At 65.4% G+C, this 21,888-nt stretch carries 25 protein-coding genes and 1 tRNA gene; 15 read left to right on the forward strand and 11 right to left on the reverse strand.

The features are described from left to right. The first annotated feature begins 93 nt into the window (after positions 1 to 93). The gene (locus SM753_RS11950; RefSeq protein WP_323192079.1) at positions 94 to 201 is read left to right on the forward strand and encodes a hypothetical protein; all 108 of its coding nucleotides are present in this window, start codon (positions 94 to 96) and stop codon (positions 199 to 201) included. Positions 202 to 227: 26 nt separating this feature from the next. Here SM753_RS11950 and SM753_RS11955 read toward each other — a convergent pair whose 3' ends face one another. Both SM753_RS11955 and SM753_RS11960 read right to left on the reverse strand, forming a co-directional pair. Continuing rightward, a complete protein-coding gene (locus SM753_RS11955) occupies positions 228 to 776 on the reverse strand; it encodes a hypothetical protein (RefSeq protein ID WP_323191767.1) in 549 nt (182 codons plus the stop codon). After that, entirely contained in the window at positions 773 to 1,681 is a 909-nt protein-coding gene (locus SM753_RS11960; protein ID WP_323191768.1) for an RsmB/NOP family class I SAM-dependent RNA methyltransferase, read from the reverse strand. Before SM753_RS11960 ends, SM753_RS11955 begins: the two co-directional genes overlap by 4 nt. 125 nt (positions 1,682 to 1,806) lie before the next feature. Here SM753_RS11960 and SM753_RS11965 point away from each other — a divergent pair, with 125 nt between their 5' ends. The 6 genes from SM753_RS11965 to SM753_RS11990 all read left to right on the forward strand — a co-directional run bounded on the left by SM753_RS11965 (position 1,807) and on the right by SM753_RS11990 (position 7,808). After that, the gene (locus tag SM753_RS11965) at positions 1,807 to 2,550 is read left to right on the forward strand and encodes a PAC2 family protein (protein ID WP_323191769.1); all 744 of its coding nucleotides are present in this window, start codon (positions 1,807 to 1,809) and stop codon (positions 2,548 to 2,550) included. A 163-nt stretch (positions 2,551 to 2,713) separates the two neighbouring features. Further along, entirely contained in the window at positions 2,714 to 2,860 is a 147-nt protein-coding gene (locus tag SM753_RS11970) for a hypothetical protein (protein ID WP_168192925.1), read from the forward strand. A 72-nt stretch (positions 2,861 to 2,932) separates the two neighbouring features. Beyond that, the gene (locus SM753_RS11975) at positions 2,933 to 4,813 is read left to right on the forward strand and encodes a PAS domain-containing sensor histidine kinase (RefSeq protein WP_323191770.1); all 1,881 of its coding nucleotides are present in this window, start codon (positions 2,933 to 2,935) and stop codon (positions 4,811 to 4,813) included. Between the two features lie 99 nt (positions 4,814 to 4,912). Beyond that, entirely contained in the window at positions 4,913 to 6,034 is a 1,122-nt protein-coding gene (locus SM753_RS11980) for an aminotransferase class I/II-fold pyridoxal phosphate-dependent enzyme (RefSeq protein ID WP_323191771.1), read from the forward strand. Between the two features lie 106 nt (positions 6,035 to 6,140). Further along, positions 6,141 to 6,992: a UbiA family prenyltransferase gene (locus tag SM753_RS11985; protein WP_323191772.1), complete on the forward strand. Its 852-nt coding sequence runs from the start codon at positions 6,141 to 6,143 to the stop codon at positions 6,990 to 6,992. 36 nt (positions 6,993 to 7,028) lie between these two features. After that, positions 7,029 to 7,808, forward strand: a complete 780-nt coding sequence (locus SM753_RS11990) for a class I SAM-dependent methyltransferase (RefSeq protein ID WP_323191773.1) — start codon at positions 7,029 to 7,031, stop codon at positions 7,806 to 7,808. A gap of 45 nt (positions 7,809 to 7,853) precedes the next feature. On the opposite strand, the gene SM753_RS11995 is transcribed toward SM753_RS11990, so the two are convergent. From SM753_RS11995 to SM753_RS12005, 3 genes are all read right to left on the reverse strand, one after another. After that, positions 7,854 to 8,024 (reverse strand): hypothetical protein, encoded by a 171-nt coding sequence (locus tag SM753_RS11995; RefSeq protein WP_168192926.1) that lies wholly within the window; start codon positions 8,022 to 8,024, stop codon positions 7,854 to 7,856. 207 nt (positions 8,025 to 8,231) lie between these two features. Next, positions 8,232 to 9,398 (reverse strand): CDP-glycerol glycerophosphotransferase family protein, encoded by a 1,167-nt coding sequence (locus SM753_RS12000; RefSeq protein ID WP_323191774.1) that lies wholly within the window; start codon positions 9,396 to 9,398, stop codon positions 8,232 to 8,234. Positions 9,399 to 9,402: 4 nt separating this feature from the next. Next, positions 9,403 to 10,128, reverse strand: coding sequence for a phosphocholine cytidylyltransferase family protein (locus SM753_RS12005; protein WP_323191775.1), 726 nt, complete (start codon positions 10,126 to 10,128; stop codon positions 9,403 to 9,405). Positions 10,129 to 10,464: 336 nt separating this feature from the next. Between SM753_RS12005 and SM753_RS12010 the strand changes: the two genes are divergently transcribed. After that, positions 10,465 to 10,932 carry a GNAT family N-acetyltransferase gene (locus tag SM753_RS12010; protein WP_323191776.1) on the forward strand — a complete coding sequence of 156 codons (468 nt, stop codon included), beginning with the start codon at positions 10,465 to 10,467 and terminating at the stop codon, positions 10,930 to 10,932. A 76-nt stretch (positions 10,933 to 11,008) separates the two neighbouring features. Here SM753_RS12010 and SM753_RS12015 read toward each other — a convergent pair whose 3' ends face one another. Beyond that, positions 11,009 to 12,187 carry a redox-regulated ATPase YchF gene (locus SM753_RS12015; RefSeq protein WP_135533627.1) on the reverse strand — a complete coding sequence of 393 codons (1,179 nt, stop codon included), beginning with the start codon at positions 12,185 to 12,187 and terminating at the stop codon, positions 11,009 to 11,011. A gap of 337 nt (positions 12,188 to 12,524) precedes the next feature. On the opposite strand from SM753_RS12015, the gene SM753_RS12020 reads away from it, so the two are divergent. Further along, positions 12,525 to 13,505: a transcription initiation factor IIB gene (locus SM753_RS12020; RefSeq protein ID WP_323191777.1), complete on the forward strand. Its 981-nt coding sequence runs from the start codon at positions 12,525 to 12,527 to the stop codon at positions 13,503 to 13,505. Between the two features lie 190 nt (positions 13,506 to 13,695). Here SM753_RS12020 and SM753_RS12025 read toward each other — a convergent pair whose 3' ends face one another. Continuing rightward, entirely contained in the window at positions 13,696 to 14,322 is a 627-nt protein-coding gene (locus SM753_RS12025) for a phosphoribosyltransferase family protein (RefSeq protein WP_323191778.1), read from the reverse strand. Positions 14,323 to 14,548: 226 nt separating this feature from the next. Between SM753_RS12025 and SM753_RS12030 the strand changes: the two genes are divergently transcribed. Next, entirely contained in the window at positions 14,549 to 15,319 is a 771-nt protein-coding gene (locus SM753_RS12030; RefSeq protein WP_323191779.1) for a response regulator, read from the forward strand. Further along, the gene (locus SM753_RS12035) at positions 15,294 to 15,587 is read left to right on the forward strand and encodes a DUF2267 domain-containing protein (protein ID WP_323191780.1); all 294 of its coding nucleotides are present in this window, start codon (positions 15,294 to 15,296) and stop codon (positions 15,585 to 15,587) included. Before SM753_RS12030 ends, SM753_RS12035 begins: the two co-directional genes overlap by 26 nt. Here the strand turns inward: SM753_RS12035 and SM753_RS12040 are convergent, their stop codons facing one another. Beyond that, a complete protein-coding gene (locus SM753_RS12040) occupies positions 15,588 to 16,442 on the reverse strand; it encodes a polymer-forming cytoskeletal protein (RefSeq protein ID WP_135533624.1) in 855 nt (284 codons plus the stop codon). Between the two features lie 147 nt (positions 16,443 to 16,589). Here SM753_RS12040 and SM753_RS12045 point away from each other — a divergent pair, with 147 nt between their 5' ends. Then, positions 16,590 to 16,787: a DUF5800 family protein gene (locus tag SM753_RS12045; RefSeq protein ID WP_135533623.1), complete on the forward strand. Its 198-nt coding sequence runs from the start codon at positions 16,590 to 16,592 to the stop codon at positions 16,785 to 16,787. Between the two features lie 66 nt (positions 16,788 to 16,853). On the opposite strand, the gene SM753_RS12050 is transcribed toward SM753_RS12045, so the two are convergent. Continuing rightward, complete coding sequence (locus tag SM753_RS12050) at positions 16,854 to 17,291, reverse strand: VOC family protein (protein WP_135533622.1); 438 nt, start codon at positions 17,289 to 17,291, stop codon at positions 16,854 to 16,856. 110 nt (positions 17,292 to 17,401) lie between these two features. Next, positions 17,402 to 18,022 carry a hypothetical protein gene (locus SM753_RS12055; RefSeq protein ID WP_323191781.1) on the reverse strand — a complete coding sequence of 207 codons (621 nt, stop codon included), beginning with the start codon at positions 18,020 to 18,022 and terminating at the stop codon, positions 17,402 to 17,404. Between the two features lie 83 nt (positions 18,023 to 18,105). On the opposite strand from SM753_RS12055, the gene SM753_RS12060 reads away from it, so the two are divergent. The 3 genes from SM753_RS12060 to SM753_RS12070 all read left to right on the forward strand — a co-directional run bounded on the left by SM753_RS12060 (position 18,106) and on the right by SM753_RS12070 (position 21,593). After that, positions 18,106 to 18,507 (forward strand): DUF192 domain-containing protein, encoded by a 402-nt coding sequence (locus tag SM753_RS12060; RefSeq protein ID WP_323191782.1) that lies wholly within the window; start codon positions 18,106 to 18,108, stop codon positions 18,505 to 18,507. An 80-nt stretch (positions 18,508 to 18,587) separates the two neighbouring features. After that, positions 18,588 to 20,135 carry a (R)-citramalate synthase gene (locus tag SM753_RS12065; RefSeq protein ID WP_135533620.1) on the forward strand — a complete coding sequence of 516 codons (1,548 nt, stop codon included), beginning with the start codon at positions 18,588 to 18,590 and terminating at the stop codon, positions 20,133 to 20,135. Positions 20,136 to 20,420: 285 nt separating this feature from the next. Further along, positions 20,421 to 21,593, forward strand: coding sequence for a tubulin/FtsZ family protein (locus SM753_RS12070; RefSeq protein ID WP_135533619.1), 1,173 nt, complete (start codon positions 20,421 to 20,423; stop codon positions 21,591 to 21,593). Between the two features lie 116 nt (positions 21,594 to 21,709). Here the strand turns inward: SM753_RS12070 and SM753_RS12075 are convergent. Continuing rightward, positions 21,710 to 21,794, reverse strand: a tRNA-Ser gene (locus SM753_RS12075). Positions 21,795 to 21,888: the final 94 nt, after the last annotated feature.

Consider the following 21,888-nt stretch of genomic DNA (forward strand, 5'->3'; position numbering starts at 1 on the left):
CCGCGACCGGTGCGTCTGGCACGCTGACGAGGACGGGAAACCAGCGAAGCTCTACTTCAGCGTCGTTACGTTCCCACGCTCGGATTCGGCGATATCAGCCCGGTCGGAAGCTTCGCGCGCTTTCTCGCCGGCGTGGAGTCGCTGCTTGGGTCGCTACTGCTCGCCTTGCTCGTGAACGTGCTGACCATGACGCCGCGGTGAGCGGGCGATACCGCTTTCCCGTCCGCTCAGAACTCCCGCCGCCGCCCCTTCGGGATCCGCGAGCGGAGTTCGCCGTGCAGGTAGAGGCCGACGCCGAGCGGGGCGTCCTCACCGGCTATCTCGTGCGCCGCGATGAGGTAACCCCAGTCGCCGTCCCAGTCGAGTTCCTGGTCCTCTCCCGCGACGAACCGCTCGGCCTGCTCCGAGGAGAGTCGGAGCACGTTCCGGTCCGCGTCAGCGCCGAATCGCTGGACGGCCTCCGTCGTCGGCTTCCAGTGTTCCTGACGGGTCCGCATGAACGTCAGCCCGAGGCCCTCGATCCGGATCGGCGAGTCGACATCGCCGGCGAACGCCCAGACCTTCCCCGCGCCTTTCTCCCAGAACGTGACCCCGTCGAACGTCTCGGGCGGGACGCCGAAGCGTTCGTCCCACCAGTCGAGGACCTCTCGGCGGGAGGCGCGGCCCTCCACTTCTCGGTCCGCGGGCGTCTCGGGGAGACGGTCGAACTGTTGGCCGTCATTGGTGCGGCCGTCGTCCGCCCGACCGCCGTCGGTCCGCAGTGGTTCGTCGCTCATGCCGTCACCTCCAACTTCGCGACGAAGAACCCGCCGGTGTCCTGGAAGTGGGGGTAGATGCGGGCGGCCTTCCGGACGCTGTCGTCGAACCTGTCGCCCTCCCACTCCGTGATGCCGGGCGCGTGTTCGATGTCTATGTCCATCTCGACGACGCGACAGTCCTCCTCGGCGATCACGTGGTCGAGAGCGGCCTCGTTCTCCTCTGGCGCGAACGTGCAGGTGGCGTAGACGACCGTGCCGCCCTCGCGGGTGGCCTGTACGGCGCGTCGGAGTATCCCCTTCTGGACGCCCGCGACGCTGTGGACGTGGTTTAACGACCACTCGTCGAACGTGTCCGGGTTCTTTCGAACCGTCCCCTCGCAGGAGCAGGGGACGTCGACCAGCGCGCGGTCGAACGGTTCGCCGTCGAACGGTTTCAGCGAGAAGTTCCGCGCGTCCCGGTTCGTGACGGCGACGTTCGAGACGCCCAGACGTTCGGCGTTCGACCGCAATGCCGAGAGGCGACCGAGGTTGTTGTCGTTGGCTACGAGCGTCCCGGTGTCCTCCATCAGGGCGGCGAGATGGGTCGTCTTGCTTCCGGGCGCGGCGCAGGCGTCCCAGACGCGCTCGCCGGGGTTCGGGTCGAGAACGACGGCGGGGAGCGACGACACCTCCTCCTGGCCCTGGACCCAGCCGTGGAAGTACGGCCAGGTGTTGCCGGGGCGGTCAGTCTCCACCGTCATGACGCGGTCGTTCCAGTCGGCCTGCTCCCAGCCGACGCCAGCCTCGTCGAACGCGGCGGTAACCCGCTCGGTCGACGACTTGATCGTGTTGACGCGGACGGCCGAGGGGAGCGGCCGCTCACACGCGTCGAGGAAAGCGTCGAAATCGTCGACGATGGGGCGATACCGTTCCAGTGGTTCCATTACCGGCGGATTCGCCCGGCGGTCGCAAGTGCGTTTCGAAGCGACCGTTCGCGGCCGCTGTCTCCTCCCCGCCGCGGTTCGCGACTACCCCCACGGTTAAGACTCGTCCCCGAAACGTCCAGTGTATGGCGCACGTCAAACTCCGCGGCGACGAGGCCGACTTCGAGGGAGCGTGGCTGGTCGAGGGAATGCCCGGCGTCGGTCTCGTCGGGAAGATAGCGACCGACCACATCGTCGAACAGTTCGACATGGAGTACTACGCGAGCGTACACTGCGACGGCATCCCGCGGATCGGCGTCTATCAGGACGGCGACCGGGCGGTCCGTCCGCCGGTCCGTCTGTACGCCGACAGGGAGCGCAACCTCCTCGCGCTCCAGAGCGACGTGCCGGTCTCCGCGGACACCGCAACCGACTTCGCCACCTGCGTCACGACGTGGCTCGAAGAGACGGGCGCCAAGCCGCTGTACCTCAGCGGACGCCCCGCCGAAAAAGACGGGAGTGCCCCGGACATGTTCGGCATCTCGACGGGCGACTCCGGCGGGATACTCGACGACCTGGACATCGGTACGCCGACCGAAAACGGGGCTATCGCGGGGCCGACAGGCGCGCTGATATCGCAGGCGGCCGAGCGCAACATCGACGGCGTCGGTCTGATAGTCGAGAGCGACCCGCAGTTCCCGGACCCGGAGGCGGCGCGGGTACTTATCGACCGCGGCATCGGTCCGGTCGCCGATATCGACCCGAACGTCTCCGACCTGGTCGACCGCGCCGAGGAGATCCAGAGCCAGAAGGAGCAACTCGCACAGCGGATGGGCGAAGCGAACGAGCAGGAGAGTTCGCAGGCTCAGCCGCTGCGAATGTTCCAGTGAGAGGGAAACGTTGTAACTGTGTCGCGGTGTTCGCCGACCCGCGTCGGTGAACTGCCGAACTGACTTGCGAGAGCTAGGGCCTCTCCGGTCCGACCGTCGACCGCCGAACTATCGCCGACTGCGATCGTAGTTTCTTTTGCGTCTGGCGGAACGACTGTGAACCATGAGCGACCTCGAAGCGGCAGTTGAGACGTTTCTCGACGATACGGACACGGTGTTCGGGGAGTACGAACAGGGTTACATGGACGCCGACGTTGCGCTCGACCGGATCGAGGACCACGTCGAGGAACTGCGCGAGGCCCGCGAGTAGAGCGGCGGTTCCGAACGGTCCCGGCCAGCCACACCATTTATCGTGGTCCGGTTTGTGTGAACAGAACATCATATGGCTCTCTCGGAGCAGCGACTCCTCGTCGTCGGCAACGAGAGGGTCGCGGACGGCGTCGCCGCGGCCGTTGACCGGTCCGTCACAGTCGACGACACCGCGGAGGCGCGCGCCGAACTCGATGCGGGCCGCTTCGACGGCGTTCTGGTCGAGAACGGCGTCGACGGGGCGACGGACCTGATCCGTTCGCTCGCCACCGCCGACGACGCCCCCGGCGTTCTGTTCGTGACCGACGGAGAGGAGGGGGTCGACGAGGCGTTACACGCTGGCGCTACGGACTACTTCCGCGTCGACGATCCGCCGCGCGTCGCCCGGGGCCGTGTCCGGGATATCACTACGTCCCGGGCGGCCCGCGACAGGGAACTGGAACGGTACCGGACGCTCGTCGAGACGGCCGGCGACGCGATGTACGCGCTCGACGAGAAGGGGCGGATCACGATGGTCAACGAGACTCACGTCGAGTTCACGAACAAGTCGCGAGAGGCCCTCATTGGGTCGCATCCCGGCGAACGCATCGGCGACGACGCCGTCGCGGAAGCGAAGTCGTTGATCGGGGAGATCCTCAGCGACGACGACCGGAAGCGCGGGCGACTGGAGTTCGCAATCGCGGACGCCGACGGCGAACTGCGGCAGTACGAGGACAACCTCGCCGTCCTCACCGACGACAACGGGGAACTCACAGGGTCAGTCGGCGTCATTCGCGACATCAGCGACCGGAAGAGACGAGAGCGGGAACTCGCCCGCTACCGAACGCTGGTCGAGGCCGTCGGCGACCCGATGTACATCCTCGACGAAGAGGGAGTCGTGACGATGGCTAACGAGGCAATGGCCGAGCATCTCGACTACGACCGTGCGGATATCGTCGGGACGCACACGAGCGAGTTCGTGGGCGACGGGGACTACGAGCGCGGGACCGAACTGCTCAGAGACCTGTACGAGGACGACGAACGCGACTGGGGGACCTATGAGATGGAAAGCGTCACTGCGAACGACGAGCGGATACTCACCGAAAACAACGTGGCAGTCCTCACCGACGACGGGAACTACGCGGGGTCGGTCGGTGTCATCCGCGACATCAGCGAGCGCAAACGCCGGATCGAGGCGCTCCGAGGGCAGAACGAACGTCTGGACGAGTTCGCCAGCGTCGTCGGCCACGACCTGCGTAACCCGCTGAACGTCATTCAGGGTCATCTGGACCTCGCCCGAAAGACGGGCGAAGCGGAGCACTTCGACGCGATCTGCGAGGGGGTCGACCGGATGGAGGACCTCCTCGATGAACTGCTTGCGCTCGCTCGCCAGGGGAAAGTCGTCAGCGACCCGGAGACGGTGTCGCTGGTCGAGGTTTCCCGGAACGCCTGGGACGGCGTGGCCACCGGCGATGCGACGCTGGAGTTGCCGGACGGCGACCCGACGGTCGAGGCCGACGGCACCCGCCTTCGGGAACTATTCGAGAACCTCTTCCGAAACACGGTCGAACACGCGGGTCCGGACGCGACGGTGCGCGTCGGCACGACTGGGGCGGGTTTCTACGTGGAGGACGACGGTCCCGGAATCCCCGTATCGGACTCGGAACGGGTGTTCGACCGGGGATACACGACGGCGGACGACGGCACCGGGCTCGGCCTGAACATCGTCAAGCGGATCGCCGAGGGGCACGGGTGGTCGGTGTCGGCGACGGTGAGCGGGGACGGCGACCGAACCGACACCGCCCGGTTACTCAGGGGCTCCGGGGACACCTCGGACCGGGAACGTGACTCCGAGACCGGCCGACACGCTACCACCGGCGGAACTGCGCTCGACGGAGATGCGGGCGGTACGCACCGGATGCAGTCCGGCGGTGGCGCACGTTTCGAGTTCCGGACGACCGTCACTCGTCGATGACCGAAGCCAGACCACGTATCGCTGACGGGAGACGGTCCACGCGTCGGTGACGGGAGCGGACCACGAACAGTTAAGCGGGCGGCGCTATCGGTATACTCCATGACGGAGTTCTCACACCGGGTCGAACAGGTGTCGATGAGCGGGATACGAGAAGTGTTCGAGGCTGCAAGCGAGGACGCGATCAACCTCGGTATCGGGCAACCGGACTTCCCGACCCCGAGCCACGCTCGGCAGGCCGCCGTCGAGGCCGTCGAGAACGGCAACGCCGACGCCTACACGTCGAACAAGGGGACGATCGGTCTCCGCGAGGCGATCAGCGCGAAGTACGACCGCGACGGAGCGTTTTCGGTCGACACCGACGACATCATCGCGACCTCGGGCGGGAGCGAGGCGCTCCACCTCGCGATCGAGGCTCACGTCGACCCCGGCGAAGAGGTTATCTTCCCGGACCCCGGGTTCGTTTCCTACGACGCCCTGACGCATCTCGCCGACGGCACGCCGAAGCCAGTCGGACTGCGCGAGGACCTCACTCTCGACCCCGCGACGGTCGAGGACGCGATCACCGACGACACTGCGGTCTTCATCGTCAACAGCCCTGCGAACCCGACCGGTGCGGTCCAGAGCGAGGACGATATCCGCGAGTTCGCCCGGATCGCGGACGAACACGACGTGCTCTGTATCTCCGACGAGGTGTACGAGTACATCGTCTTCGACGGCGAACACCACTCGCCGATGGCGTACGCGGAAAGCGACAACGTCGTCGTCGTCGGCGCGTGTTCGAAGACGTACTCGATGACAGGATGGCGACTCGGGTGGGTGACCGGGTCCAACGAGCGGATCGAGCGGATGCTCCGCGTCCACCAGTACATGCAGGCCTGCGCCAGCGCCCCGGCGCAGTTCGCCGCAGAGGCGGCCCTCACCGGCCCGCAGGAACCCGTCGACGAGATGGTGACCGCCTTCGAGGAGCGCCGCGACGTTTTGCTCGACGGCCTCGCGGACATCGGCCTCGACACCCCGACGCCTCGCGGCGCGTTCTACGCGATGCCGGAGGTTCCCGAGGGCTGGGTCGACGAGTGTATCGACCGCGGCGTCGTCGTCGTCCCCGGCGAGGCGTTCGGAGAACACGGCGAGGGCTACGCCCGCATCTCCTATGCGACGGGCATCGAGACGCTGAAAGAGGCGCTAGAGGTCATGGGCGAGGCGACGCGAGCGGTTCGCTGACGGAACGAACCGCTCAGTGTCAGTCCGGCCGTGTAGCCGGCCACGGGTCCGGTCGAATTCTCCGAACGCCCCGAACGTTATGTTCGGTCGAGTCCATGTTGAACCTATGGCCATCTCGCGCCGCGGTACCGGACCGGAACCGGCGCTTCGAGCGCTCCTTTCGCAGGTTCATCCGGTGTTCATGCTCCCGCCGCTGGCGGCGTCGCTGTTCGGCGGCGTCCTCGCGAGCGGCGTCGCCCCGGTCGTCGCGGGACTGCACGTCGTCGCGGTCTTCTCGGCGGTGTACACCGCCCACGTGAAGGACGGCTACGTCGACTTCCACGTCCGCGGCGAGGACGACGACCACCCGCTCACCGAGCGCGGATGCAAGGCCGCTCTCGCGGGGGTCTGCGTCCTGTTTGCGGTGTGTCTCGCCGGCCTCTGGGCGCTCGTCGGCGTCGGCGCGGCGCTGGTGACCCTGCCGACGTGGCTCATCGGTTACCACCACGCGCCGCAACTCGACATGAACCCCGTGACCGCGACGACGGGCTACCCGCTCGGCATCGTGTTCGCCATCGTCGGCGGTCACTACGTCCAGGCCGGCACGGTCGGCGCGACGGCGCTCGCGTTCGGCGTCGTCTTCCTCGTCTTGCTCTCCGGCGTCAAGGTGATAGACGACGCGCAGGATTACGAGTACGACCGATCCATCCGCAAGCGGACGGTTGCCGTCCTCCTCGGTAAAGAGCGGGCGCGGACGGTCGCGTTCCTGCTGATGGCGACCGCTCTGCTCGCCGTCGTCGCCTTCTCCGCGGCGGAACTGTTCCCCCCGTCCAGCGTCCTCGCCGTTCTCGCGTTCGGCGCTGTGGCACTCGTTGCCCGCCGCGCGGAACCGGAACTCGCCACGATGTTGCTCGTTCGCGGATCGTACGTGTTTCTCGCCGTCCTCGTCGCGGCGGTGTGGTTCGAACCGTTCGCGTAAACCAGTTTTATCCCGAACGACGGCGAACCAACGCGGATGAGCGACTGGCTGGACGACTCCGACGCGCTGGCGGAGCAGTACGCGGACGCATCGAACCTGAACGCGCGGGCGGCCCTCCACGAGCGGTACAGCACCGCGGACCACGACCTCCACCCCTGGCTCTTCGACCAGTTCGACCTGCCGCCGGAGGGCCGCGTCCTCACGCTCGGGTCCGGGCCGGGAGCGCTCTGGTCCGAGAACTGCGAGCGGATCCCGGACGGGGTAGACGTGACGGTGACTGATTTCTCGCCGGGGATGGTCGAAGCGGCCCGCAACAACCTCGCGGACTGCTCGCACGGGTTCGATTTCGAGGTGATGGACGCCGAGAACATCTCTTTCGGCGACGAGACGTTCGACATCGTGACCGCCAACCACATGCTGTATCACGTCCCGGACCGCGAGGCGGCGTTCGCGGAGATCCGTCGCGTGCTGAACTCCGGTGGTCGCCTCTACGCGTCGACCAACGGCGAGTCGAACATGCAGGCGCTGTACGACGTGATGGCCGAAATCGCCGGCGAGGCACTGCCGCGGGCCGCGGGGTTCGACCTGCAAAACGGGGCGGCACAGCTCGACCCGTTCTTCGAACGCGTCGAGCGCCGGACGTACGACGACGCTCTCGAAGTGACGGCGGTCGAACCGCTGGTCGAGTACGCGCTTTCCCGCGACGAGTTCGACGAGTCGGACCGCGACCCTCTCCGGAAGGCGTTCGCCGAGCGGTTCGAGGACGGCGTCTTTCGAGCCGAGAAGGACGTCGGCGTCTTCGTCGCGACGGCGTAACCGCCTGCCGTCGAGTCGAACGCCGGGCTCCGAGAGACGGGGCGGCTACTGCAAAGCGGGAGGTTCGAACTCGTCGTTCCCGCAGCTACAGCTACCGTCAGTTCCGACCGGTCGCAGGTTGTCGTCGTCGGTCAGTTGTGCGGGATAGATAGTACCGCACTCGGTACACCGCGCGAACGTCTGTGGGATCCCCCCGGCCTCTGGTTTGCGTTCCATTTACCGACCGACCGTACGACAGCACGGATTAAATGGTATCGTGAGGATGATAGTGAACGCAGAACTGTTGTAACTAGAGTTACAACACGTGATCGGCGAGGAGTAGAACGGCGGGCAGTAGAGAGGAGACTGGGAGGACAGTAGTGTGTAGAATGGACGGACGGCGGCGTGTCGAGGGGGAGGCCTGCGGCGTAGAACCGCGCTTTCTCAGCGGTCTCTTTCGTCCTCGACGAGCGCGCAGACCCGCTCCGCCGACCGGCCGTCGCGGTGGTCGAACATCTCGTCGCGGACGCGCCGCCGGTGGTCGGCGTCCGCGGACGGGTCCTCGAAACACCGGTCCAGCGCGGCCGTCAGGCCGTCGAAGTCGGTAGCGACGGGTCCCGGCGCGTACTCGTCGTACTCGAAGTAGAGGCCGTTCGCTTCCTCGAACGCCGGTAGGTCGTACGCGTAGAACGCTACGGGGCGGTCGAGCAGGAGGAACTCGAAGTAGATAGAGGAGTAGTCCGTCAGGAGCACGTCGACGTGTTCCAGCAGCGGGTACGGGTCCGCGTCCGACGGCAGCCGACGGATCTGATCGAAGTCGTCGAGGTCAACGTCGGGTTGGTCTGCGGGGTGAAACTTCAGCAGGAGCGCGGCGTCGCGGTCGGCGAGGTAGGCGTCGAGCGCCGCGAAGTCGAGAGCGGACGCCGGTGTGCGGTCCGGGTCGTTTCGGTACGTCGGGAAGTACGCGACGACGCGTTCGGCGTCGAAGTCCGCGATGTCGTCCAGTACGCGCCCGTCGAACCCCACCGTCGCGCCGGGAACGTCCCGCCACAGCACGTCCGTCCTGGGGTATCCCGTTACCGCCATCCGCGAGAGCGGGAGACGGAAGGCCGACGCGAAGTGCTCCGACACCCCTGCCGAGGTCACCGTCACCCAGTCGAACTGGCGGTAGACGTACCGTTTGGCGAGACGGTCCGGGAGCGAGGCGTCGGCGTACGCCGCGGAGTCGGTCGAGATTCGCTTCAGCGGCACACCGTGCCACAACTGGACGACCTCCGCGCCGCCGGTGGGCCAGATCGGAACGTCCGTCAGCGCCCCGGTGACGAACACTCGACCGGCCCGCAGAAGCGTCCAGATGCCGCGAAGGCTCGACGCGCGGCGAGCGCCGTACCCCTCGTCCCGGAGTTCGGAGACGAGGTCCTCGTCCTCGGTGATCCAGACGGGGCGAACGTCGGTGTCGTCCCGGTTCGCGACGTGCAGGAACTGATACTTCGTGTTCCCCTCGAACCCGGTTCCGCCGCGCGAGCCGAACGCCCACACGTCGTCGCGCCGCGGGAACAGAACGGCGAGACGGTGCGCAAGCAGCGACAGCAGGACCCCGAACGCGCCCATCCGCTCACTCCGGAATGGTCCGGGCCTGCCACATCTGACGCGCCCGTTGGAGGTCCGCGAAGTCGTCTATCTCGATCCAGTCGTCGCCCACCTCGACGATGCCGACGTCGATGTCGTCGAACGTCTCCCGAAAGGCGGCCTCGTACCACTCGTTTACCCGTCCCTCGTCGACGAACCGGTCGAGCGCGTCGACCACTCGCTTCGCTCCGCGCTCGTCGAATTTGCAGACGCCGATGTACTCGCCCGTCGCGCTGTCTATCTCCTTGCCGATGTCGACGACGGTGTCTCCGTCGGTGTCGACTTTCATCTCCTCCTCGCCGAGGTCTTTCTCGGCGTCGACGACGAGCGCGGACCCCTCCGCCGACTGCAGGCGGCCGAGGGCCGACCGCGGGAACATGGTGTCCGAGTTGATCAGCGTGAACCCGTCCCCGATGCGGTTGCGGGCGAGCCACAGCGAGTAGAGGTTGTTCGTCTCCCTGAACCGGTCGCTGTGGACGAACGACACCGACAGGTCGTCGTGGCCGACGAGAGAGGCCCGGATCTGGGCTTCCTCGAAGCCCGTGACGACGGTGAGGTCCTCGTACCCCGTCGCGGCGAGCGCGTCCGTGATGTGGTCGAGGATCGGTTTGTCGTCCACTGCTAACAGCGTCTTCGGCGTGTCCTCGGTCAGCGGCCGCAACCGGCGACCCAGGCCGGCGGCGAGTACGACCGCGTGGCTGTCTCCCCCCATGAGAGAAGCGGACAACGAATACGGTCAAAAGGGTCGGGTATGTCAATGGATATCAATTGAGATGTACGGACGGAGATGCAAGGGTCGGCGGAGAGACGCGAACGAAGATGGAAGGGATCGACGGCCGGCCGACTCCCCGTCGGCGAACGCAACCGAGAACGGACTGTCGGCTCACCTCACATACTGCCGGACGGAAGTCAGTGGAGAATTCCGCGGGGACGCGCCCGCGAAATATCTGCAACAGTTACGTCCGACAGTACCAGTCCCTTTCCCGAGCTATGACGGACCGAAACACACCCTGCGAAACGTAAAGTGGACGCGGCGGAGGATCGTCGTATGGAACTCGTCGAAGCCGGTGAGGAAGACCTCGACACGCTCGTCGACCGCTGGTATTCCCTCGCAAAAGCGATGGAACCGTACGACGAACTGAATGAACTCGCTTATGCGGAAATCACCGAAGTCCCTGACGACGGCTTCCGCGACCATCTCGACGACGACGAAATCACCGACTACCTCGTCGTTCACGAGGACGAGACGATCGGCTTTGTTACGCTTCGCGACGGCAACCACCCTTCCCGACAGTACTCTCAGTATCTCCGGATCGTGAACCTCGCTATCGACAGAGACCACCGGAACCAGGGTCACGGCTCGAAAGTCGTCGAGCGCGTCGTCGAGATGGCCCGCGACCAGGGGTGCGACCACGTCAAAGTTTCCTGCGAGTGGCAGAACGAAGACGCGCGCCGGTTCTACAGGGATACGGGGTTCCGACCGAAACAGGTCGACTACGCACGACCGTTAGAGTGACTCAAACCGGTTCCCGTACTGGCACCGTACCCGGCTGAAACGAGATAGAACGGCGGTTTGGCGTGTGCTGATTCCGTTAGTTAGTGCTCACGATCTTGATAACGTCGGCCTCTTCGAGTTCGTACCCGTCACTGATCTCCCGGCTGGTCTTTGCGTTCACTGCGTGGAGGTAGCCGTCGCCGATATCGCTGTGGACGGCGTAGGCCAGGTCGACGGGGGTCGACCCACGACGGAGAAGGAAGGCGTCGGGAAGCATGGTCCCCGTCGCGTCGGTCCACTTGGATGCGTCCTGAACGGGGTAGGCCGTCACCCGGTCGAGTAGGTCGTAGACGGCGTAGTTCAGGGCCGCCTGGACGCCGGTGCCGTCGTACTCGGCCGTCGCCTCGCGCAGGCCTTCGAGCGCCGTGCGCTGGTCGTCGCTCACGTCGCCGACGATGTCGAACGTCCCGTCGCCCGGGTCGTAGTCGACGACGCCCGCGTCCGCGGCGTTGCGAAGGGCGAGTTCGCCCTCCGCGGTAGTCGGGATGACGGGCTTGTCCAGTTCGAGCAACCGCTCGACGTTCTCCTCGGGGGCGACGTCTATCTTGTTCGCGGCGACGATGATGGGTTTCGTGCGCCTGCGAACGTCGCGTGCCAGTGCTTCCCTGTGTTCGTCGGTCCACTGCTGCGGTTCGTCCGGATACTCGATCGAGCGGAGGCTGGCGGCCACCTCGGCCTCCGTCGCACCGAACCCGGTGAGCATCTCCGCCAGCGCGTCGTCGATGTCGAAGTCGGGCGAGCGGGACTTGCGCATGACCGACTCCCAGTTCCGGTCGACGATGCTCGCGAGCCACAGGTCCATCTCCTCCTCGACGAAGTCGATGTCGTCCATCGGGTCGTGGTCGCCGATCTCGACGGGTTCGCCCTCCTCGTTGGTCGCGCCGCTCGCGTCGACGACGTTGATTATCGCGTCGGCGTTCGTGAGTTCGTCGAGGAACTGGTTGCCCAGGCCCCTCCCTTCGTGTGCCCCCGGGACGAGACCGGCGACGTCTAACAGTTCCACGGGGACGTAGCGCTTCCCGTCACGGCAGTTGTCGCTGTCACAGCGACGGTCGCGGTCGAGACAGGGACACGTCGTCCGGGCGTGGCTGACGCCGCGGTTCGCGTCGATCGTCGTGAACGGGTAGTTCGCGACGTCGACATCGGCCCGCGTCGCCGCGGTGTAGAACGTGGACTTGCCGGCGTTCGGTTTCCCGGCAAGCGCGATCGAGAGCATACGGGCCCTACCGCCGACGCCGAAAACTGCCTTTCGATCCTGCCGACCATCGGCCACCACGTGAACATCTCACAATCATGAATGTACATGGTGAGCAATACCGTTGGCAATTGGACTTCTCAGGTAGTCTGTGGTACAGTGCCGTAGCTGGCCTGTATACGCCAATATTGAACGGCCTAGAATGCACGTCGAATGCGGCGGTAGATTGTGCGGGATTCGCAATATCGGCGAAAGGTTTAAGTAGCTTTCGCCCTTGTCTATGGATAGGAAGCGTGGCTTCCGGTCTTCTTCGGGTTTTTCCCCACCGGCAGTCGCTGCCCTCTCACGGTACAAATCAATGACTGAAACAAGCATCCATACCGGCAACCAGAGGCGAGTAACGGACACTGAACGAGAAGAGGAGACAACAGAGGAGACCGAACACGAGCAGGTCTGTCCCGAGTGTTCGGGCGACCTCGTCACCGAAGGCAGCGAGACGATCTGTGCAGAGTGCGGTCTCGTCGTCGAAGAGGACAACGTCGACCGCGGTCCGGAGTGGCGCGCGTTCGACGCCAAGGAAAAAGACGAGAAATCCCGCGTCGGCGCACCGACGACGAAGATGATGCACGACGAGGGGCTCTCGACGAACATCGGCTGGCAGGACAAGGACGCCTACGGCAACTCACTGAACTCCCGCCAGCGCCAGAAGATGCAGCGCCTGCGCACCTGGAACGAGCGCTTCCGAACCCGCGACTCCCAGGAGCGCAACCTGAAGCAGGCACTCGGCGAGATCGATCGGATGGCGTCGGCGCTCGGCCTCCCGGAGAACGTCCGCGAGACCGCGTCCGTCATCTACCGCCGCGCGCTCGAAGAGGACCTGTTGCCCGGCCGCTCCATCGAGGGCGTCGCGACCAGCTCGCTGTACGCGGCTGCGCGGCAGGCCAACACGCCGCGAAGCATCGACGAAGTCGCCAACGTCAGCCGCATCGACGACCAGGAGTTCAAGCGGACGTACCGCTACATCGTCCGCGAACTCGGTCTCGAAGTCCAGCCGGCGGACCCCGAGAGCTACGTCGGCCGGTTCGCAAGCGACCTCGACATCTCGGACGAGGCCGAGCGGCGCGCCCGCCAGTTGCTCCAGAACGCGAAAGAAGAGGGCGTCCACAGCGGCAAGTCGCCCGTCGGCCTGGCCGCGGCGTCCGTCTACGCGGCCCCGCTGCTGACCAACGAGCAGATCACCCAGCGCGAAGTCAGCGAAGTGGCCGACATCAGTGAGGTCACCATCCGCAACCGCTACAAGGAACTGCTCGAAGCCGAAGGCACCATCACGCCCGCCTGATGACCGCAGTCGTTTTCACCGGCCCGTCTCTTCTCTCGGCCGACGCGTAACGCAGACGGAGACTCCGTCTATCGAACTCAGTGGTGCGTCTCGAACCATTCAGCGCCTAGCTCCGCGACCGTCTCCAGTTCGCCCTCCAGCGCGACGCCGTCGACGGGGCTGTCGAAGACGCCGTCTTCGCTATTTCGGTTCACGGCGACTCTCCCTGAAGGTACTGCATCGCTTCTTCGTCCGTCACCTGGCCGAAATCGCGGTAATACTGGCCGACGGCTCTGAACCCGCGCGGCGTTTCCAGCGCGTACACCGCGTCGGCCTCCGCCCGGAGTTCCGCGATCGAATCCGGCGATCCCACCGGAACCGCGAGCGCGACCCACGACGCCTCGGCGTCGCGGACCTGTCTGAGGCATGCGATCGCCGTCGCACCGGTGGCGACGCCGTCGTCGACTACTATCACCCGCTTTCCCCGCAACTCCACCGGTTCCTCCCGGTACGTCTGCGCTTTCTCGTGTGCGTTCTCGGCCTCGTTCCGCCGCTCCTGTTCGACGTACTCCTCGGAGATGCCTAGCCTGTCGATGAGGTCGTCGTTGCGGTAAACGCTCCCGTCGGCCGCCGCCGCACCGACGGCGAGTTCCGGGTTGTCCGGCGCGCCTATCTTCTGGACGACGACGATATCGAGCGGTGCTTGCAACCTTTCGGCCACGGGTGCGGCGACCGGCATCGCTCCCCGGGGAATGCCGAGGACCACGTCGGCGTCGACGCCTTCGCGGACGAGCAGGCCGGCGAGTTGCTGCCCCGCGTCAGTTCGGTTCTGGTACATTGTTTCCCCCCGATCGAAACAAACCTCCTGTCGCAAATATACTGTCGGGCGTCTCTGTTTCGGTGTTCTGTGCGGAAATCCGGCGAAGTGATGCGCGGCTTCACGCCCGTCAGAACGAACGGCCCCGTTGTCGTTCGTCTCTCTCGGTCCCGGCGTCGTACCACGACGGTAGTGTTAGAATACCAACAAAATTTACAAGTCTGAGAAGTACAAAAAACGCAGGAAGATGTCATTTTCTGTAGATCAATTCCCGATTCCATCTTTCACCGACGAGCTACAGATCCTACTGATAGAGGACGATCGAGCGTTTGCAGATCTTGCGGAAACGCGATTACGGAACAAGCTACCCGACGCACGGATCATCGTTCGAACCGACCCCGAAGCGGGACTGGAACTCGTCTCGTCGGACGATATCCATTGTGTCGTCAGCGATTACGACATGCCGACGCTAGACGGCATCGAACTTCTCAGGCGGGTCCGGAACGACTACCCGATGCTCCCGTTCATCCTGTTCACCGGGAAAGGAAGCGAAGAAGTCGCGGACGAGGCCATCTCCGAGGGCGTCTCGGACTACCTTCAGAAAGGCGGCACGTCCGACGTGTTCGAAATTCTGGCCAACCGCATTCAGAACCACATCGACAAGTATCAAACCGAACAGCGGCTCAAGCAGTGTTTCCAGGCTCTCGAATCCACGCAAGAGGGGATCGGAGTCATCAGTTCGGAGGGAACGTATCTGTACCTGAACGAGGCCTACGCATCCATCTACGGACGGTCGAAGGAAGACCTCATCGGACGGCACTGGGAAGAACTGTATCCCGACGAGGAGGTCGAACGGTTCCACGACGATATCCTCCCCGAGTTGAAAGACTGCGGCCACTGGTCGGGTACCGCAGTCGGTAAACGCTCCGACGGGAGTTCGATCTCGGAATCGCTCGTACTCACTCACCTCGAAGACGGGGCACACATCTGTAGTGTCCAGCGGCAGACTGACCAGTAGGACGTTTCTGAAAAGCGCAGACCACGGTCAGCGGTTCGACTGGGACGAGTTCGTCGACCGCGTCTGCGACCGTGCGGACGTCGAGGAGTCGGACGCTGTCTTCTATGCACAGGCTATCGTCGCGCTGGTCGGCGACCTCGTTCCGAGAAGCGAACTTGACGACGTGCACAACAGCCTGCCGGACGAGGAGTTCGACAACCTGTTCGGACTCGTCGGCGAGGAGGAGACGTTCGAGCGGGGGAGCGAGCGCCGCGAGCGAACGAACTGATCACTCGATCTCGCGGCCGTCCGGGCGGAACATCCGTATCTCGTCGCTCGCGCGCATCGCGCCGTCGACGGCGGCACCGTCAGCGAGTTCGAGCGACCCGCAGGAGACGTCGCCGAGCACCTCGGCGTCGGGGGCGAGTTCGACCTGGCCGTTCCGCGTCGTCACGTCGCCGTGGATCCGGGTCCCCTGGCCGACGTGGATGTCGCCGCGGGCGCGGAGGCTTCCGAACACGTTGTTGTCCTCGCCGACGGTTATCTCCTCGGCGCGGATGTTGCCGTGGATCCGGCAGTCGTCGCCGATGGTCGCGGGCGTCGAGACGCGCCACGCGTCGTCGTTGACGGTCGCGTTAGGCGGGACGACCAGCGGTTCGTGTTCGGGGTCATCGTCGTCGAATATTTCGGAGACGAGTTCCTGTGCGGCCTCGTCCTCGCCGATGCGCAGGAGTTGCGAGAGGTAGACGAACAGGAAGACGATGGTCGGCATCGGGTTCCGGATGACGATCCAGCCGTTGGCTTCGAACCCCTCCTCTATCTCGACGTCGTCGCCGATGTCCAGGTCGCCGCTGACCATTAACCGGCCGCCGACGTGGACCCGTTCGCCCAGGTAGGCGTCCTCGCCGACGAGGACGTTGCCGGCCACGTCACACCACATGTCGAGGCGAGAGTCGCCTTCCGCTTCGATATCGCCGCCGAAGCGAACTCCTTCCCCCGCAAGGACGTTCCGTCCTCGGACGCCGAACTCGACGGTGCTTCGGTTCCCGACGACGACGTCGCCGTCGGTCACGAGGTCGTGCTCCTCGACGGTGGTCCCGTCCGGGATGGCCAACTCGTCGAGGGGATTCGTACTCAAAGACACACTACACCCACTCCGTCCCGTGATAATAAACCCCCCGCGACCGTCTGACGACCGTCTGACGACGGCGCTGATCGACGGTCCGCCGCGCCTCGTCTCTCCGCGTTCCGCTTCTTCAGGTTTTTATCCGCAAGCGTCGTATCGGACGATATGACTACGCTCTCCTTCGACGACAAGGGTGTCGACGTGGTGTATCAGGGCACCGAGTTCCGTCTGGAGAAAGCCCTGATCGAGGACGCGATTCAGAAGGACTACCACGACGCGACCGACCACGAGGTGTTGCAGATAGTCGCGGAGAACCCGGACCTCAACGGCGAACCGCGCCGTATCGGTGACATCCTCCGATAGCGGCCGGACGCTCCAAGCACTTGGGGTGTGACTGGCCGCTCCCAGCGCTTCGGGACGACCGCTCGCTTACAGCGCTTCGGGGTCGAACCGACGGTTCTGTCCCTCCCACGCCTCGTGATCCGCCGTTCGCGTGTCGAGGTACACCTCCATCCCGTTCCCGTCGGGGTCGTCGAAGTACAGCGCCTTGCTGATACCGTGGTCGACCGGCGTGACTGTCACCTCACGGTCGCGCAGGCGACGGTAGACGGCCCGGAGCGCATCAGCCGTCTCCACTTCGAACGCCGCGTGGTACAGACCGATGCCGGGCCCAGGTCCCGGGGCGTCCTCGCCGACGCCCTGAAGGGCGACGTCGTGGTGGTGTTTCCCCCACGAGAGAAACGCGAACTGGCCGTATTCGTCCTCGACCTCCAGGCCCAGAACGTCTGTGTAGAACTGCACGGAACGGCTGACATCCCGGACCTTCAGATGGACGTGGCCGACCTGCGTCGGTCGCGACTCGCTCATACTGAATCTCCGACGTGACGGCTGAAAAGTCGACTGGCCGTTTCGGGTCTATCTCGACTGCCGCGTCACACGGCGGATCCGGCGTCCGTGAACCGGAACGAGAGGACCGCTTACTCGTCGTAGCGGTCCGCGGCCGATTCGAAACCGAGTTCCGACTGCTCCTTGCTCCGGCGTTCCTCCTTGGCGGCGATGGCGGCCGTGTCCGGTGACGCGTCGTCAGTGACTCGTGCCCAGGACTGGTGGACCTTTGCGTGACACCAACGACAGAGGTAGACGGTTATCTCGTGAGAAAGCGTGTCGCCGGCTTGCGAGTACGAGAGGTGGTGCTCTTCGAGCAGCGGACGCTCGTCCGAGTGCGCCATCCGGCGCTCGTCTAGGCCACAGCGGATGCACTCGCGGTCGCTGTTGCGCGACCGGAAGTGCGGGCAGTCCGCCCACGCCCAGTCGCCGCCTGGAGACCGGGCGCTGTCGACCGCCGACTCGTCGCGGTCGCTATCACCGCCCGGGCCTCGGCCGCTCGCCTCCTCTCCGGGACACGACACGTCGGCATCGGGGTCGACCACGGGACAGGCGAACTCGTCCTCGCGGCGCTTCCGGGCGAAGTCACGGTCCTGTTCGGGGTGGTCGAACGCGAACCGACAGCGACCGTCGTCGGTCAGGTGGTCGCAGACATCCGCGTGTTCGTACGGGTCGTCGACCCCGACGGAGGTTCCCTCGGGCGTCTTCTCCATACCCGGGGATCGGCGGCGAGCACTTTGATACTGTCGGACGGGCGCACCGCAACGCTTTTTCGCGCTCCGGAAGACCCTCGTTCGTGCGACTGGTTCACGATCCGGGCAGCGGCGGAAACGACAGCAGAGAGGGGGAGGCCAGCGGCGAGAGCGACTGTAACGGTCCTATCCGCACGCTCGCGACGAACGTCGAGACGGCGGACTCGTTCGGGACTCGGCTGCGCGGTCTGATGTTCCGCTCCGAGGTGCCGGCAGACTACGCACTCGTCTTTCCCTTCGACGGGACGAAGCGCCGCGGCATCCACACGCTGTTCGTCCGGGTACCTATCGACGTGATCTGGGTCGACGACGGCACCGTGACCCGGGTCGAGACGCTCGCCCCGTGGCGAAGCGTCGCCACCGCGACGGCAGACACCATCGTCGAACTCGCCGCGGGCGGCGCTGCGGACGTAAACGCCGGCGACACGGTCCGTATCGACGCTTGATCCGCCCCGTCGCAAAATCTGTCACAACGAACGGTTTATACGTCCCCTGGCGATAAGGAGCAACTGGTTACTCATGACCGGTGGCCGATTTATTCGGGGTTCCTCCCGAATCAACTAATCTCAAAGACGGTGCGGACGTACAGCTTCTCGATACGACGTTACGTGACGGGGAACAGGCACCCGGCATCTCGCTCACGCCTGACGAGAAGGCAGAAATAGCGGCGGCGCTCGACCGCGCCGACGTCTCCGTAATCGAGGCCGGAAGCGCCTGTACCGGCGAGGGCGAGCGCCGGACTATCCAGCGCGTGACCGACCTCGGTCTGGACGCGCGGATCACCAGCTTCGCCCGCGGGGTCCGCAACGATATCGACCTCGCGATAGACTGCGGCGTCGACGGCGTTAACCTCGTCGTCCCGGCGAGCGACCGCCACATCGAGACGAAGGTCGACACGACCCACGACGAGGTCGTGCGAGACACCGTGGACCTGGTCGAGTACGCGAAAGACCACGGCCTCTGGGTCGAAGTCATCGGCGAAGACGGGTCACGCGCGGACCTCGACTTCCTCGAACGCCTCATGGACGCGGCGCTCGACGCGGGCGCGGACCGCGTCTGCTACGCCGACACCGTGGGCCACGCCGGCCCCGAACGGGCGGTCGAGGCCATCTCTCGCCTCTCCGAACTGGGCCCGGTCAGCACGCACACCCACGACGACCTGGGTCTCGGCGTGACGAACGCACTCGCGAGCGTCGCCGCGGGCGCGGACCTGATTCACGCCACGGTCAACGGCCTCGGCGAACGCGCCGGCAACGTCGCGCTCGAAGAGGTCGCCATCGCGCTCGACCACTCCTACGACATCGAGACAGTCGACACGACGCAACTGTACGACCTGGGACAGACTGTCGCCCGCGCGACGGGCGTCCAGACCGCCCCGAACAAGGCGGTCACGGGCGCGAACGCGTTCACCCACGAGAGCGGCATCCACACCGACGGGACGCTCAAGGACGACCAGATGTACGAGCCGTACCCGCCGGAGAAGGTGGGCCGCGAGCGCCGGATCGTCCTGGGCAAACACACCGGACGCGCCGGTGCCCGCGCCGCCCTCGACGAACACGGTGTCGACGTCTCAGACGAGGAACTCACAGAGGTCGTCCAGCGCGTCAAGGAAATAGGCGACCGCGGCAAGCGCGTCACCGACGCCGACCTCCTTGCCATCGCCGAGGAAGTGACGGGGCGCGACCGCGAGCGCCGCGTCGAACTGAAGGGCCTCACCGCCGCCAGCGGCGGCGGCACTCCGACCGCCAGCGTCCGCCTCGAAGTCGACGGCGAGGAGCGCCTCGCCAGCGGCACCGGGAGCGGACCGGTCGACGCCGCCGTCACCGCCGTGCGCGAGGCGCTCGGCTCCGCCGCGAACGCCACGCTCGAATCATACCACGTCGACGCTATCACCGGCGGCACGGACGCCGTCGTCACGGTCGAGGTGGAAATGAGCCGCGGCGACCACTCCGTTACGGTGGCCGCGAACGACGCGGACATCACGGGCGCGAGCGTCCGTGCGATGGTCGACGCGCTCGACCGCCTGCTCACCGTTCCCGGCGAGGACGGACAGCCCGTTCTCGCGGACGACTGATAGGGACTGTTGTAACTGTGTACCGGTATTCGCCGACCCCGTGTCGGCGAAATACCGAAATGACTTACAACAGTTCCTATGAGCGGACATCGTTTCGTTTTTTCGAGGCCAGTCCACTATCGTTCGGTCGAGTGGATAGCAGGCCTGCAGGGAGGAAGATCGGCCGTCTGAAACCATATTGTCGGCATTTCGTCGATATCTGGTAACTACTCCGTCAGCAACAGATCTGTGTTTGTGACGTAGTATCATACGGATCCATGTTGGCCACGCTGACAGGGGATACCAGTGAAACTAGCACTCATCGCAGTCGGCCAGGCCGGCGGCAAGATCGTCGACGAGTTCTTGGCGTACGAGCAGCAGGCCGACGCGGACTTCATCACGGCGGCGACAGCGATCAACACTGCCAGACCCGACCTGGAGGGACTCGACTACGTGCCCGTCGAGAACCGCGTCCTCATCGGTCAGTCGCGGGTCGGCGGGCACGGCGTCGGTGCCGACAACGAACTCGGGGCGGAGATAGCCGCCGAGGAGTCGACGGAGATCGTCGCGGCGACCGACGACGTTCCGGTGAGTCACGTCGACGCGTTCCTGGTCGTCGCGGCGCTCGGCGGCGGCACCGGAAGCGGCGCGGGCCCAGTCATCGCCAAAGAACTGAAGCGAGTGTACACGACGCCGGTGTACGGACTCGGTATCCTGCCGGCCAGCGACGAGGGGGGTATCTACACGCTGAACGCCGCCCGCTCGTTCCAGACGTTCGTCCGAGAGGTGGACAACCTCCTCGTCTTCGACAACGACGCCTGGCGCAAATCCGGCGAGACGCTCACGGCGGGCTACGACGAGATCAACGAGGAGATCGCGCGTCGCTTCGGCGTCCTCTTCAGCGCCGGCGAGACGAACACCGACGACGCTATCGCCGAGAGCGTCGTCGACGCCAGCGAGATCGTCAACACGCTGAAAGCCAACGGCGTTTCCACGGTCGGCTACGCGTCCGAGGAACTCACGCCCGAAGAGGAGGACCCGGGCCTACTCTCCCGGTTCACCGGCGGGTCGGCGGAACCGGACCCCAGCGAGGCGGAAAACCGGATCAACAGTCTCATCCGGAAGGCGACGTTGGGACGGCTGACGCTGCCGTGTGACGTCGACAGCGCCGAGCGGTCACTGACGGTCGTCGCCGGACCGCCCGAGCACCTGAGCAGGAAAGGTATCGAGGAGGGGCGTCGCTGGCTCGAAGAGGAAACCGGGTCGATGGAGGTCCGGGGCGGCGACTACCCGCTCCAGTCCGACTCCGTCGCGGCGGCCGTGTTGCTCTCCGGTGTCACGGAAGTCCCGCGGGTCACGAAACTCCAGATAATCGCCAACGAGACTCAGGAGAACATCGAGGAGACGACGCAGGGGCCGGCGCAGGCTGAGGAGCAGTTGATCGGCGAACAGGGCGAGGACCTCGACCCGCTGTTCTAACAGTTCTCCACGCGGACGGCGAAACCGTCCGCTACTGAAACTGTTCGACGGCGATACGCTCGACTGACGCGAGCCACACACAGAGCGGTCGCTCGCGGCGTAATCTCGCTGAAAAGCGCCGAGGAGGAGATTTGAACTCCTGTGTCCTTGCGGACAGTTGCTCTCGAAGCAACCGCCTTGGCCGGGCTAGGCTACCTCGGCTTCATCCTTCGGTTCGGTGGTTTCGATGTTATGGGTTTCGGTTCGGGACCGGTTCCGAGAGTCTCCGCCACGAATAATAGGTGGGAGTGCGCAC

This window comes from Halostella sp. PRR32, from assembly GCF_034808085.1.
GTDB lineage: Archaea > Halobacteriota > Halobacteria > Halobacteriales > Natronoarchaeaceae > Halostella > Halostella pelagica.